Genomic DNA, 14,714 nt, shown 5'->3' on the forward strand with positions numbered 1-14,714 from the left:
AATACTAAAAATATAAATATTTTTTTCGTATAAAAAAATGGTTTAAATTTTACTAATATACTTAGTAAAATTAAATTGCTTAATTAACTAAAAAAACCATTTAAGAATTAGAACCTTAAATGGTTTTTTAATTTTTATAATTATATTTTATTATCAACTTGTTTTGTTAATAATTTTAAAAATTCTGATAAAGTAACAATTTTACTTTCTTTTTGACCATACTGACGATAACTTAAATTATTATTTTCTATTTCCTTATCACCAATAATAATTTGATAAGGAATTTTTTGAGTTTGTGTTTCAACAATACGTTTGCCAATAGTTCCACTGCTAATAATTTCAGTTCGTAAATTATGTTGTTTACAAGTTTGCAATAATTTATTAGCATATTCTAAGGTTTTTTCTTTTTCATTTATTGGTAAAATTGCAATTTGCCTTGGTGCTAATCATAGTGGAAAAACACCTTTATTTTGTTCTAATAATGTGGCAATAAAACGTTCATATGTACCAATTAATCCTCGATGAACAATAACTGGATTTATTTCATTATTATTTTCATCAATATAAGTTAAATTAAACTTTTTCGGTAATAAGAAATCGAATTGAATAGTAGATATTGTAATTTCATGACCTAATGCTGTTTTAATTTGAACATCAAATTTTGGTCCATAAAAAGCAGCCTCACCAATCATTGGTTTATACTCTAATTGTAATTCATCTAATACTTCACGTAATGCTGTTTCTGCTTGATTTCACATTTTATCATCATTAAAATATTTTTCTTTATCAGCAGGATCTCGTAAAGATAATGATAAATAATCAATTTTAATATTTAAAGTTTTTAAAACCTCAGCAATTAACTGATAACAACGTTTAAACTCTGTTTTCATTTGATCAAATCTAACAAAAATATGAGAATCGGTTAATTCCATACTTCTTACTCGTTCTAAACCAGTTAAAGCCCCACTTGCTTCATAACGATATAATAAAGCATGTTCACTTAAACGCAAAGGCAAATCTTTATAACTACGAAGAGCACTTTTATAAATCATACAGTGATGAGGACAAGTCATTGGTCTTAATACCAATTGTTCTTCTTTTTTTTTAATTGGAGTAAACATATTTTCACGATAATGATCTCAATGACCACTTTTTTTATATAATTCAACAGAACCTAAAACTGGTGTCGCTACTTCTTGATAATCTCACATAAATTCTTGTTTTCTCAAATATTCCTGCAAAACTTTTTTAATAACCATACCATTTGGTAAAAATATAGGTAATCCTTTACCACAATCATCATTAAAAGTAACAATACTTAATTCTTTACCTAGTTTACGATGATCACGATTTTTTTGTTCTTCAAGTTCATTAAGTTTATCTACTAATTTTACTTTTGAATAATCACAAATTCCAGAAATGCGCTGTAATTGTTTATTTTTATCATTTCCTAATCAATATGCACCAGTAATACTTAATAATTTAAAATCTTTTATTGATGAAGAATTATTAATAGCAACACCCGATGCTACTACTAAAGTTTTATTATCAACTAAATAAGAGCATTTTAATCCATTAACATGATTTAATTTAATATATTCTAAAGCAAAAGGATTGTCTTTATGAGTTTTTAAAGATTCTTCTTTAGTTTGACAAACTCTTTTAATTTCAATATTTTTTATTAAAATTTCACGCATTTTCTCTTCAATTTTAATTAATTCATCATTAGAAAGTCGTTTTTCATAATCAAAATCTAAATAAAAACCATTATCATTAGTATTAGCAATCGTAATTAACGCTTGTGGATACATTAATTTAATAGTATGAGCTAAAATCATAGCACATCCATAATTTAAAATAGTTCATCCTAAAGCATCATCTTTTTTAATAAACTTGATTTCAGCATCTTCTTTAATTTCTCAATATAAATCTTTTAATTGTCCATTCAGAGTAAAAGCAATAATTGAAGAATCTATATTTTCATTTTCCTGTTTTAATAATTGATAACCAGTAATTTGATTTTCAATATTATAAGTCATTGTTTTGCAATTTAATTTAATTACATTAATTTTCATGTTTTACCTAATTCCTTTTCTAATTTACCTCAGTATTACTAGGTTATTTAACAATAAAAGTTGTAAAAGGATTAGTATTATTATTAATATCTACTACTAATACTTTTGATTTAGTAGGGATTATATAAGTGCTACTAATGCTTTTAACTAATTGCGAAGAATTACTTAATTCTACTGGAATTCCTTCAGTTGCTAAAAAAGTATAAATTCCAAAGTTTATTGCAAATTTATTATAATCAATAACATTATTAACAATAGGAATTATATAAACTGGCAAATGAGCATTAGCAATAGTTCTAATATAATTACTATCTTGACTATTAGTAATTAAATATTGTGGTTTTTCTTCAATAATTTTTTTAATAGTTTTAGCAACTAATTGATCTTTTGTATGCAATAAATCAGTAGCAATTTTAATCTGTTCTTGATGACTTTCAGCATCAACAAGAATTTTACTCATTGTTGCAATTGATAACACAGGATAGTTACCATTAGCAGATTCACCCGATAACATTGTACATGTTGCTCCCCAATCCATAGCAACCCAAACATCAGTAACTTCAGCACGTGTTGGATGAGGGTTATCTATCATTGAATCTAGCATTTGCGTAGCAACAATTATCGGTTTGTTAACAGTACGACATTTTTTAATTCATTCACGTTCTAAAAAAGGAACTTTTTCAAAAGGAATTTCAACTCCTAAATCACCACGAGCAACCATAATAGCATCTGATTCTTTTAAAATTTCATCAAAATTATTAACTGCTAATTGTGATTCAATTTTAGCAATGATTTGAATATGTTTACCATCATTATCATCTAAAACTTTGCGGATTTCTTTAATATCAGCTGCTGAACAAACAAATGATGCAGCAACATAATCTACTTTTTGCTGACAACCAAAAATTAAATCTGCTCTATCTTTTTCAGAAATAAAAGGTAAAGATAATTTAACATTTGGAATATTAATAGCACGACGATCTTTAATAGTATGTGTATTTAAAGCTTGACAAATAACAGTATGGTCTTTAACCGCTGTAACCTTTAATGTTAATTTACCATCATCTACTAGTAAATTATCATTAACTTTAATATCCTTTGCTAAATTACCATAATTTACAGAAAACTTATCCGCAGTACCAATAATCTCTTTATTATCAATTATCGTAATAATTTCATTTTTTTTGATTTCTACACTACCCTTTGTAAAGGTATGTGTTCTAACTTCCGGACCTCTAGTATCTAACATAATAGCAACTGGTACATTTAATTGTTTAGATACTTCTCTAATCATTAAAACCCTTGCTAAATGTTCATCATGAGTACCATGAGAAAAATTTAAACGCCCGCAAATTGAGCCATTTTCTATTAGTTGTTTAATAACATCAGCAGAATTTGAAGCAGGTCCTAAAGTAGTTACACATTTAGTTCTTTTTATAATTGATATCAAATTATTCACCTCTTTTTATTAAGTATTTTTTTTAAAAATAACTCCTGACAAACGTAAAATTTTATTAGCAACGTTATTTTTATTTATTGAAGGTGTGTTTAATGCATCTTGAATTTCAATAGCTACTAATTTATTATCTTGTAATCCAATACAAATACTAGATTTATTACTATTTGCAAATCTTTCAGCAGCAAAAATACCCATCATTGTTGCTAAATAACGATCAAATGCACTTGGTGTTCCCCCACGTTGAATTTGACCCAATATTACTGCTCTTGTTTCACAATCAGTATCCTTTTCAATGATTTTAACTATTTTATTAACATCATATTGACGTTCAGTTACTACTATTACTAATGAACGACGTTGTTTTTTAGTGTACAACTGTTTAATAATATCAATCAATGACTGTTCTCCAATTCCTAAATCTTTAGTTGCAACTAAATCACAATTTGCAGCAGCAGCACTGTGAAGAGCAAGGTCACCACAATTACGACCCATTACTTCAACAATCATAATTCTTCCGTGAGAATTAGCAGTTTGACGAATTTTATCAAGATTTTCAACAATTGTATTAAGAGCGGTATCAAAACCAATAGTAAACTCACTTGAACTAATATCATTATCAATAGTACCTGGAATACCCACACATTGAATAGCTGCTTCATTACTTAATTTTTGCAAACCATTATATGTGCCATCACCACCAATAGCAATTAAACCTTCAATTTTTTTAGATTTTAAAATTTCAATACATTTTTTACGAGTTTCTTCTTGCTCAAATTCTCTAAAACGAGCAGACCCAATGATTGTTCCCCCCATCTCAGTTCCTAGATCAATTAAATTTGCTCAATTGTTATCAATAACGTGAATGTCATTTGTCATTATTCCTTTATAACCATTTTTTATTAAAACTAATTCAAATGGTCTTTTATCAGCAGTAGCAATTTTACTATTTTCATGATTTATACCACGAAAAGTCTTATATACTGCATTAATAACATTATTCATACCTGGTGAATCACCACCAGAAGTTAAGATTCCAATTCTTCTTTTATTTAATTCTTGCATATTTAGTCATCCTCTCTTCTAAGTTACATTATTTTAGTGATAATTATTATAATTTGTTTAAAATTAAAAAGGATATCAGTAAATTTAACCATAAAATATGATTTTAATTAATTAATATTATAAAATACATCGTCACCTAAAAATTTAGCTTGATCTGCTAAATCGGCTTCAATTGTTAATAAACGATTATATTTTGCAACACGATCAGTTCTTGACATTGAACCTGTTTTAATTTGTCCAGTATTAAAAGCTACTGCTAAGTCAGCAATCGTTGTATCTTCAGTTTCCCCAGAACGATGAGATACTACTGCTGTTCACCCAGCTTTTTGACACATTTCAATAGCCTCCATAGTTTCAGTTAATGTTCCAATTTGATTTAGTTTAATTAATACTGAATTAGCAACGTTTTTAATAATTCCTTCTTTAATAATTTTTGGATTAGTAACGAATAAATCATCACCAACAACTTGGAATTTACCTTCTGATTTTTCTAATAATAATTTAAATCCTTCTCAATCACCTTCAGCCAAACCATCTTCAATTGAAATAATTGGATATTTTTTAGTTAAATCAACTAAATAATCTACTAGTTGCGCTGAAGTTAATAATTTTTCAGTATTTTTACTTTTACCATCTTTATTGCCAAAAACATATTTACCATTTTTATAAATCTCTGATGATGCACAATCCATAGCAATTTTTATATCTTTATTTGGAGTGTAACCCGCTTTTTTAATAGCTTCAACAATTAAATCTAATGCTTCTTCAGTTGATTTTAAATTAGGAGCAAAACCACCTTCATCACCAACTGCAGTAACTAAACCCTTACCTTTTAAAATACTTTTTAAAGTATGAAAAGTTTCAGCAGCCATTTGGATTGCCTTTGAAAATGTTTTAGCACCAACTGGCATTATTAAAAATTCTTGAAAGTCAATATTATTATCAGCATGAGCACCACCATTAATTACATTTAACATTGGGACTGGCAACTGACAAGCATTAGTACCACCTAAGTATGTATATAAGGGCACATATAATTCATCAGCGGCAGCTTTAGCAACTGCTAATGATACCCCTAAAATAGCATTGGCACCTAATTTTGTTTTATTTTCTGTTCCATCTAACTTAATCATTGTTTGATCAATTAATCTTTGATTAGTAACTTCCAAACCGGTAATGGCTTCGGCAATATTTTCATTAATATTTTTAATAGCTTTCATAACACCAAGTCCACCATAAACTTTAGTATCTTTGTCTCGTAGTTCTAAAGCTTCTCTAGTACCTGTTGAAGCACCTGATGGCACTAAAGCAATCCCGTATCCACCATCTTCAGTTCAACATTCAACTTGAATAGTTGGATTTCCTCTTGAGTCTATTACTTGTAGTGCTCTAATATCAATAATGCAAGACATATTTGTTAATTCCTTCTTTCTTTAATATTTCACTAATTATTATACAGAAAAAAATATTGTTTAGAATCAAAAAAGCACAAATATTTTTTATTTGTGCTTCTAAAATAATGATGATTTAATTACATTTGTTGTTGTTGTGAATGTTGAGTTGTACTACTTGGTGATGATGTATCATTAACTTTAGCAGCAGTATCACTATTTCATGGTTTTGGAGTTACTCCATCATCCTCTGGTATTAAACTTTCAGGATTATTAAGAGCAGTAATTATTGCTTCCATTAATTCATCAGTTTCAATCGTTTTTTGATTAAAATTATTACTATTAGATAAATCTTTTCTGTTAATAGTTACATTTTGTTTTACTTCATCTCTATAAAAGATATAACTTATACTTTTAAAATTATCATCTTTATCAAAAGTTAAAGAAAAATCAACTCCATTTTTAGTTAAATATGATAATGCACGAATTTGTTCAGGACTAAGTTTCACTTCTACTTTTAATGGAATTCCAAGTTCATCATTACATAAAACATAACATTTTCCATTAAAAATATTAAAATTAAAAGTTTTAATATTTTTTGAAAATAAGTTTGATTTTAAATCATGTATTGGTCTTACTGTTCTTGTTTCTGATACTCTTACTTTTGCTTTCTGATTTATGATACTAAGTTGTTCTTTATCTTCATCACTTAACTTATTAGAGCAATTTACTTTTTCATTATTTTCATCAAAATAATATGCTCTTAAAAATTTTCCATCACACTTATTAAATAAAATAACAGTATTTGCATTATTATTTTTATCTATTAAATTTTTCAAAATATCATTTTCATCTTTTTCTAATTTTAATTTTTTATCCAATGTTTGATCATCAGTTGTTATGTTTAAATCTCATAATTCTCTACTATCATCTCATTTTAAATTAATAACATTTTTAACGATAACTGGAGATAATTTTGTAGCTGATGGTTTTGGTGATATTACCTGTTCAGCAGCAGCTCTTGCCACTTTAACTTGTGATCAATTTTCTCCACAGTGAATACCCTTTAATCCATTAGGAAATAAATTATTATTTGCAAAACTTTTTCTTAACTCTAATAAAGAAAGTGTTCCAATACATTGTAGTTGATTTTGATCAGCAATAACTACTCATTTTTCTACTAAATTATTACTTGGGTTTTTTGCAAAGTATACTTTTTGATACTTACCAGCAACTTCTATATCATTTCATATTTTTTTATTATCCCGAGAAAATTCTTGTTCAAAAATTACATTTTCTGGATCTGATTTAGCATCTGATATTTTTATTTTACCATCTTCTATTACTAAACTATACAAACCTTCTATGCTATTATTTTGTAATGTTTCAATGATATTATTTGTAATCGATAAAGGTGCAGGTAAATCTTCTGATAACACTTCTGGTGCAATAACTAAAAAACGCATAGCAACTAAATCAATTTCTTCTTGTTCTTCTTTAACAACAGATGCTAATCCAATATTAATTGTTGGTTCTATAGTAAATCCCAATTGTGGAGGAGTACTTAATGCTTTTAAATCATCAAATTGCTGGTCGGTTAAAGATTTAACTTTATGTCCTTGATATTTTACATTATCATATAATCATCCTAGAACAGGTTTTTTTGTTATTTTATAGGTTTCTCAAAAAATTTCTCCATTTTCGTTAATCTTTTTATTTAAATAAAAAATATCATTATCAGTAATACTTTGAGCAGTTGTTGAGATTATAAAAGTATCATTTGGATCAGTAACATTTTTAATAAAAATTTCATTTCCTTGACGATAAATAAAATAGTCTTTTTCAACATTCACTAAGTTTAAATGTTTTTTAAAATCTTCGATCATTGTACTATTTGAAGAATAATCATTAATTTTATACTGTTCCACATCTCAAACTGGGTTTGATTGTTCAAATGGATTTCGCAACTGTGGAGTATCTAATAAACTTTTAATCTTTTGATTAATTAAAACATCATTTTCTTTAAACAGTCCAGAATTTATAAAAATTTCATTAAATTTTAATAAATTTATACTTCCTAATAATCCTAATTCAGGTCTTATTTCACCTTCAGATTCATCAAATAAAATTTTATATACTTTAATTTTAGTATTGTCAGTTTCATCGTCAACGAAAACTAATTGGTCTTTTTTAAATATACTTTGATCATTTTGAATTAATGATTCATCACTAATAAATATAGTATTAACTAATGAACCACTATCAACAACAAATTTTCCATCTTGATTTAAACTAACTATTTTTTTTACTTTTAATTGATTAATATTGAAAGAAGAATTCTTCAAAATATTAAGTGTATTCTTTTTTGAATATAGGTCATCCTCTACTTCAATAGCAATATCTTCAACATCACTTATTTCTGATTGATATATACTTCTCATAATGTTTGTAAATCATTTAAAATTTTCCATTAGTGGCATTTTTATATTTTCTCCTTTAATTATTACATTTATGGTGTTGGTGTAGATAAAACTGACTTAACGTTTTGTTCTACTGGTTTTGATGGTGCTTCAGTACCATTAATTTCCTTTGCAGGAAAATAATTATTACTTTGTACTTCTTTTTTAGGTGCAACAGAATTATTTTGTGAATGTTGTGAATGTAAAGAAGAGGCTGTACTAATTACTCTTTCAAGAGTATCAATTAATTTTTCATCAATTTTTATATCTTTCCTCTTATGAGTCGGGTTATCAATAATATATGCAAACAAAATCTTTCCGTTTTTATCAACTTCAATATTTATACTACCATTACGAGGACATTTTTTGGCTACAAAGTTTTTAAATTCCTTGGCATCATTTACATCTACAGGAACAATTGTTTTGTTTTTATTATCAATAAACAAATAACACGTTCCATTTTCAGCAAATGATAATTTCATAGGCTCTTCAGATCTTTTTATAATATTAACATTAAGATCATCTAACTCTTCTTTATATTCTTCATTATTTAAATTATTGGATTCTGATTGAGTTTTTAATAATAATGCCGGTAATTCTTTTTTACCTAAATATTCAAGAATAATCTTATCATTTTCTTTTTTAGTTCGATATAAATGTACTAGAGAACTATCTAATTTTTCTTTTACTATTACTAGTTGTTGTAATTGATCACTATTAATTGCTAAAGGTGGTTGTTGAATAATACTAACATTTTCATCATTAGTATTTTTTACTAAACGTCCCTTTTCATCTACATATACAAGTTCAATAATATATTCTTTTAAACTACTATCTAATTGTGTTTTTATATCATCAATCTTAACTTCCAAACTATTTAAAGTTATATTGGGTGATGATTCATCTTTTTTAGAACTTAATGATTTTTGTAGAAAGTCATTAAGTTCTCGATATTCTACTGTTTCTGATAATGGCATACTTTACCTCCATAATTTTTAATAAATGTATAGATTTCTAAAATAATACAGGAACTAAATATAATAAACCCTTATATTTATTTAAAAAAATAAAAGGGGAAACACTATATTTAATTCATATGCCTATATTTTAATACTTTTATATTCTTAAAACAAGCACTTATCAATAAAAAGAAAAATCAATATATTTCTATTTAATAATTAAAGACTCACTGGTCATAACAGTTGGTTTAACTAAACCCAAAACGTCTAATAGCGTTGGAGCAATATTTGCTAAGCAACCACCTGATTTTAATTTTAATCCTGTTTTACAAATAATAAATGGTACTGGTTGCGATGTATGTTTTTTATTAGGATTACCCTCTTTATCAATCATGATTTCAGCATTACCATGATCAGCAGTAATCATTAAAATACCATTCACTTTTTTTATTGCTTGATACAATTTTCCAATACATTCATCAATAACATCAATCGCATCAATGGCAGCATTTAAAACACCAGTATGACCAACCATATCAGGATTAGCAAAATTTAAAACCATAACATCATATATGTTTTTAGAAATTTCACTTTCTAAACGAGTAGTAATTTCGCGAGCACTCATTTCTGGTTTTAAGTCATAAGTTGCTACTTTTGGTGAAGGAATTAAAATTCTTGTTGATAGTGGATATTCAACATCAACACCACCATCAAAAAAATAAGTTACGTGTGCATATTTTTCAGTTTCAGCAATTCGTAATTGATGATATTGATTTTTACTTAATCATTCCCCTAAAGCATCAAGCATTGATATAGGTGGAAAAATAACACCTTGTGGTTTAACACTTTTAGCATATTCCATCATTGAAATAAAAAAAGTATTTTTTAATGTTGGTATTTTCATACTAATATTAAAATCATATTTATTATTTGTTAATGCTGATGCTAATTGAATTGCACGATCAGGACGGAAATTAGCAAAAATAATGCTATCGTTATTCCTGATATTACCATTATTAATTTCAGAATTATAAGCAGGCATAATAAATTCATCATTACGACCAGCGCTATATTCTGCATTAACATAAGCAATAGGATCAATAAATGAAGCACCTTCATGATTAACTATTACATCATATGCTATTTTTAAACGATCTCAACGTTTATCGCGATCCATAGCATAATATCTTCCTGAAATAGTAGCAAGCATACCAATGCCTAATTGTTTCATAGTTTTTAATAACTGTTCAATATAAATTTTAGAAATATCAGCTTTTGTATCACGACCATCTAAAATAGCATGAACATAAACATTCTTAAAATTTTGTTGTTTAGCAATTTCTAATAATGCTAAAATATGATTAATATGAGCATGTACTCCACCATCACTTAGTAAACCAATAATATTAACATTACTATTATTCTTTTTGGCATGATTAATTGCTGACAATATTGTTTCATTTTTAAAAAATGTTTTATCATTTATTGACTTATTAATTAATGTTAATGACTGATAAATTACTCTACCGGCACCAATTTGTAAATGTCCAACTTCAGAGTTGCCCATTTGTCCTTCTGGTAAACCAACTGCAAGTCCAGAAGCTGAAACTTCAGTATGCGGATAAGTTTTTAATAAATAATCCAAATTAGGTTTTGTTGCAGAACTAATAGCATTAGTTGAACTAGATTTTGCAATACCAAAACCATCTAAAATACATAGTAATATTGGTTGTTTTGTTTTCATAAATTTCACCTCATATTTTATTTAATAACTTGTAACTGATGTTTAAAATTATCAGATTTAAAAATAGTAATAATTTTAGTAATAAAATCAGTAATACATTGATAATGAACAGTACTCAAAATAACAATATCTCTTTTAAAGACTATTTTAATAGATTGCTTTTTAGTAATTTTAGTAATTATTGTTTTTAAATCACAAATTGATTTTAAATCTTCACTTAATAAAATAACCATACTAGGATTATCACTAATATTATTAGAAAGAAATAAAATAGTATTACTACTATTAGCTAATAAATTGTGTCCTTTAATTTCCATTAAATTATAATCTAATAAATCATTATTAAAAGAATAATGAGTAATTTTAAAATTATCAATGACTTCTGAATAATAACCATAAGCAAAAGTCTGTGATAAATTTTCTAATATATCTTGAGATACTATCCGCCATTTTGAAAATGACTTCAATAGTTCTTTATGAATTTTTTGTAATTGTCATAAATCTTGATAATTAGTAATATTAGTTATCGGTGCTATTGGTTGAATATTTTCGGGCTGATTAATTGCTCTAATTTTTTTATTAATAGCATTAATAGCAATAATGATTGGTTTTTTAGCATTAATAAAAAAGTTTTCAATTCGTTGTTTATTACCTGCTATTAATGTTATTTTTCGCTGATCTTTATTAGTTTTAATAGCAACAACTGCTATTTTTTGCAAATTAATAATTTCTTGTAATTCAACTTCATTAAATTTTTTTAAATAACTATATTCTTTTTTATTTTGCAATAAAATTAACTGTTCTAATGATAATTTTTGTTCTAATAAAGAATTAATGATAAATTCACTTTGCAATATTTGTTTTCTATTTATCTTTAAATTATTAAGAGCAACAATAAAATTTTGTTCAGTAATAGAAATAGAACTAAAATTAGAAGTTTTATAATTTAATTGTTTCATCAAACTATTTATAAATAATTTAGCACCAATTTTATTATTAACTAATGATTGATGATGACTTTCATTGATAGTTAAATACAATGGAATATCGTTAATAACGATTGGTCCACTATTAACCTTAACTAAATGAATATAAGTATTAGGAATAAGAGTATTATTAACATCAATTACTTCACAAGTAAAATATTCATTAGTAATAATACCTTTGTCACTAACAATACTATCACTACTAGGAGCAAAAATAGTTTTAGTACAAATAATAAAGCCAATTTGTTCTAATTGATTAGTGTCTTCACCATTTTTACTAAACAATGCTAAAATTTCTGACTTATTCCTAAAAGCATTGACAAAAGTGGTTGCCGGAAAGGCACGATGTTTAATTTTTTTTGTTAGTTTTGTTCACATACTTTTAATTTGTATCTTTGATAATTCCATGTTTAGTTAACTCCTTATTTTTATTAGTAATTTAAATAGAGTTAAATTAGTAAATCAAAAAAAGATTGTGGTACTAATGAAGCACCTCCAACTAATGCACCATCAATGTCGGGTTCAGAAAGTATTAATTTAATATTATCGGGTTTTACTGAACCACCATACTGAATACGTACTTGTTCTGCAACATTTTTATTATATAATTCACTAATAAATTCACGAATCATTTTACAAACCGTTTGGGCTTGTTGAGCTGTTGCTGTTTTACCAGTACCAATTGCTCATATTGGCTCATAGGCAATTACTAACTTAGCAATATTTTCGGCTTTAATATTTTTTAATGCTAACTTAATTTGATTTTTAATTACTTCATTAGTTTCTTTATTTTCATATTGGTTTAAAGTTTCACCACAACATAAAATTGGTATAATATTAGCATTAAATAGTGAATGTATTTTTTTATTTATTGTTTCATCTACTTCATTAAAATACATTCTGCGTTCAGAATGACCAATAATAACATTACTAACCATCATATCTTTTAGCATCTTAATTGAAATTTCACCAGTATATGCACCTTCGGTTTCATAATGACAATTTTGAGCTGCAATAATTAAAGCAGAAGTTTTATTCATTTTTAGTAAGGGTAAATTAGTAAAACTAGCTGCTATTCCATAATCATATTTAATATTTTTAGTTTTTATTAATTTATTAAATTCATTTAAAAAAAATTGAGTTTCTTCTATATTTTTATACATTTTTCAATTTCCAATAATAATCTTTTTACGTTCCATTTGTTTCTCCTTTAAGTTAATTTTTTTTTTGATATAGTTGGTTTTAATAATGCTGCTTCTTCTTCATCAATAATAATTGTAACATCATCATGATTTTGTAAAAAAGTACATGGATAATTTGGAGAAACTTTACCTTCAACTAACTCTCGAATAGCTTGTGCTTTATTAGTTCCTGTAGCAATTAAAACAATAAATTTAGCTTGTAAAATAGTATGAATGCCCATCGTAACAGCTTTGGTTGGTACATCTTCAACTTTAGAAAAAAATATTTTATTAGCTTCAATTGTTTCTTTAGTTAAATTAACAACATGTGTTTTACTACTTGCAAGAGTACCTGGTTCATTAAAAGCAATATGACCATTAGTACCTAAACCCAATATTTGTAAATCAATTGGTCCTTTTTCTTTTAATAATTTTTCATATTCTTCCACATTTTGGTCTAAATCACCAATACCTTTAGGAACATACGTATTTTTTAAATTAAGACTTTTAATATGATTAAATAATTGATGATTCATAAAATAACGATAACTTTTTACATGATCTGGAGTTAAACCAACATATTCATCTAAATTAAATGTTACAACTTTTGATCAATCTCTTTTGTTATTTTTTGCATCTTCTATTAATAAATTATATGTTTCAATTGGACTACTTCCTGTTGCTAATCCTAAAATAGCATTTGGTTTAACTTTAATAATATCAATAATAATTTTACTTAATAATTGAGCAACCTCAGTTTTATCTTTTAAAATAATTAATTTCATAATTTAAAAACCCCTTACATTACTTACTTATTCTTGTTGATACGCAATTTTTCCTTCGCATATTGTTAAAAAAATATCATTATTCTTAGTTAATACAATAATATCTGCTAATTTACCAATAACAATATCACCCGTTTTATTTGCAATTCCTACTTGTTTAGCACTATTATAAGAGGCCATTTTGATGCAATCTTGTCAATTATTATTAGTAATTTTTAATAAATTTTTAAAACCAGCAATCATTGTTGCAATGCTGCCTGCCAATTTTCCGGTTGCTTCAACAGTAACCTTATTATTACTTTTAATGACAGGTAATGGTCCCAATAAATACTTACCATCAGGCTGTCCCTTTGCACTCATGGCATCAGTAATCATACAAATTCCATCGGCACTTTTAATTTTATATGTTATTGCTAAAATATCAATATCAACATGAATTCCATCACAAATTAACTCAGTAACTAATTGATCATAATATAATGATGCTGGAACAACACCAGGATCGCGATGATTATAGGGACTCATTTGCATTATAAAGATGGGTAATATGCGTTAACCATATTCGACAGTTTTAGTTATTTCTTTAAAAGTAGCATTACTATGACCAACACTA

11 protein-coding genes are annotated in these 14,714 nt (G+C 26.2%); all 11 read right to left on the reverse strand.

The genetic code is table 4. From position 1 onward, the window contains the following. Positions 1-140 precede the first annotated feature (140 nt). Positions 141-2,075 carry a threonine--tRNA ligase gene (gene thrS / locus ACICQF_RS05220; protein WP_395473032.1) on the reverse strand — a complete coding sequence of 645 codons (1,935 nt, stop codon included), beginning with the start codon at positions 2,073-2,075 and terminating at the stop codon, positions 141-143. A 43-nt stretch (positions 2,076-2,118) separates the two neighbouring features. Continuing rightward, positions 2,119-3,525, reverse strand: coding sequence for a pyruvate kinase (gene pyk, locus ACICQF_RS05225; protein WP_339039014.1), 1,407 nt, complete (start codon positions 3,523-3,525; stop codon positions 2,119-2,121). 18 nt (positions 3,526-3,543) lie between these two features. Continuing rightward, entirely contained in the window at positions 3,544-4,596 is a 1,053-nt protein-coding gene (locus ACICQF_RS05230; RefSeq protein WP_342257626.1) for an ATP-dependent 6-phosphofructokinase, read from the reverse strand. 107 nt (positions 4,597-4,703) lie between these two features. Continuing rightward, positions 4,704-6,008, reverse strand: a complete 1,305-nt coding sequence (gene eno, locus ACICQF_RS05235) for a phosphopyruvate hydratase (RefSeq protein ID WP_395473033.1) — start codon at positions 6,006-6,008, stop codon at positions 4,704-4,706. A gap of 119 nt (positions 6,009-6,127) precedes the next feature. After that, positions 6,128-8,467, reverse strand: a complete 2,340-nt coding sequence (locus ACICQF_RS05240) for a hypothetical protein (RefSeq protein WP_395473034.1) — start codon at positions 8,465-8,467, stop codon at positions 6,128-6,130. Between the two features lie 29 nt (positions 8,468-8,496). Further along, entirely contained in the window at positions 8,497-9,423 is a 927-nt protein-coding gene (locus ACICQF_RS05245) for a hypothetical protein (protein WP_395473035.1), read from the reverse strand. A gap of 190 nt (positions 9,424-9,613) precedes the next feature. Next, positions 9,614-11,149 carry a 2,3-bisphosphoglycerate-independent phosphoglycerate mutase gene (gpmI, locus tag ACICQF_RS05250; protein WP_395473036.1) on the reverse strand — a complete coding sequence of 512 codons (1,536 nt, stop codon included), beginning with the start codon at positions 11,147-11,149 and terminating at the stop codon, positions 9,614-9,616. A 17-nt stretch (positions 11,150-11,166) separates the two neighbouring features. Beyond that, positions 11,167-12,543 carry a hypothetical protein gene (locus ACICQF_RS05255; protein WP_395473037.1) on the reverse strand — a complete coding sequence of 459 codons (1,377 nt, stop codon included), beginning with the start codon at positions 12,541-12,543 and terminating at the stop codon, positions 11,167-11,169. A 41-nt stretch (positions 12,544-12,584) separates the two neighbouring features. After that, entirely contained in the window at positions 12,585-13,334 is a 750-nt protein-coding gene (tpiA, locus tag ACICQF_RS05260; RefSeq protein ID WP_395473038.1) for a triose-phosphate isomerase, read from the reverse strand. An 11-nt stretch (positions 13,335-13,345) separates the two neighbouring features. Next, entirely contained in the window at positions 13,346-14,101 is a 756-nt protein-coding gene (nagB, locus tag ACICQF_RS05265; protein WP_395473039.1) for a glucosamine-6-phosphate deaminase, read from the reverse strand. 27 nt (positions 14,102-14,128) lie between these two features. Then, positions 14,129-14,626, reverse strand: coding sequence for an amidohydrolase family protein (locus ACICQF_RS05270; protein ID WP_395473040.1), 498 nt, complete (start codon positions 14,624-14,626; stop codon positions 14,129-14,131). Positions 14,627-14,714 lie beyond the last annotated feature (88 nt).

The sequence above is a fragment of the Spiroplasma endosymbiont of Nomada rufipes genome (assembly GCF_964277355.1).
GTDB lineage: Bacteria > Bacillota_I > Bacilli_A > Mycoplasmatales > VBWQ01 > Spiroplasma_E.